A 1,111-nucleotide genomic window follows, 5' to 3' on the forward strand; every position below is an offset into this window, starting at 1 on the left:
AAACTCCCTTAGAGCGGCAAAGGACAAGCGAGATCGGGAGCACGTTTATGAAATACCCGGGTTAGTCCAGGTTGACCCTGGCCCGGGTATTTTTCAGATTAACCGCCTTTTGCTTCTGCTTCTGGTAGTTGTTGTTGTACTATTTCTTCGCTTCCTGGGGATTTGCCGGAAAGTCCACGGCACCATGTTCGTACATGTGCTTCAGGTTTTTCATGGCATTGGAATTCCCCGGATTAGCTGCCTTAAGCAACCAGCGCTCCGCTTGGTACTGAACTCTCGGAATGTCCTTGCCACCATGCGTGTGCAGCAAAATACCCTTCGGTTTGGCCCGCATCCGGATTAGCACCTTGGCTCAGCTGCTGCCTGATGTTATCGCCGTTCTTTGCCGCGTTGACCATCTGGAGTTGTTGCCATGAGGTCGGTCAAGTTGCCCTTGGCCTTTACATGCCCCCGCGCAATCGCCTTCTGGTACCAGGTCTTCGCTTTGTCCGGATTTGCCGGAAAGTTCTTGCCACCATGGTGATACAGGTACCCAAGATTGTTCATGGCATCAACATTTCCCAGCGTGGCCGCCTTGTGCGACCAGTGCTCCGCTTCGTGCGGATTTGCCGGAAAGTCCTCGCCACCGTGCATATACAGGTAGCCGAGGCTGGCCATGGCAACAACATTTCCCAGCCTGGCCGCCTTCAGGTACCAGTACTTTGCGCTTGGCAGATTTGCCGGAAAGTCGTCGCTACCCTGGTACAGAAGGTTACCCAGTTTGGTCAGACCACTTAAGTCAGCTTCTTCCCTTTCGGCCAGCAGCAGAGCAGCATTAAGGTGCTTATTTTTTGCAGCCCAAGCCAGGGGGGTATTCCCTGCAGTCTGGCCTGCATCCGGCTTGGCACCTCGGTTCAGCAGTTGCCTGATGGTCTCGATATCGCCGTTCTTTGCCGCATTGACCATCTTGAGCTGCCAGTTCGGGGGCAGCCTTGTTGCCATGAGGTCGGTCAAGTTGCACTTGGCCTTTACATGCCCCCGCGCAATCGCCTTCCGGTACCAGGTCTCTGCTTTGTCCGGATTTGCCGGAAAGTTCTTGCCACCATGGTAATACAGGTACCCAAGGTTGTTC

The 1,111-nt window shown here is 54.4% G+C and carries 2 protein-coding genes; one reads left to right on the forward strand and one right to left on the reverse strand.

All coding sequences use genetic code 11. From position 1 onward, the window contains the following. A partial coding sequence (locus KDK14_RS05915) for a hypothetical protein (RefSeq protein WP_257264092.1) occupies positions 1 to 343 on the forward strand: 343 nt, incomplete at its 5' end. Between the two features lie 26 nt (positions 344 to 369). Here the strand turns inward: KDK14_RS05915 and KDK14_RS05920 are convergent. Continuing rightward, positions 370 to 1,111, reverse strand: a 742-nt coding sequence (locus tag KDK14_RS05920) for a tetratricopeptide repeat protein (RefSeq protein WP_257264093.1), incomplete at its 5' end; no start/stop codon positions are given.

It is taken from the genome of Endozoicomonas sp. ONNA2, assembly GCF_024606365.1.
GTDB lineage: Bacteria > Pseudomonadota > Gammaproteobacteria > Pseudomonadales > Endozoicomonadaceae > Endozoicomonas.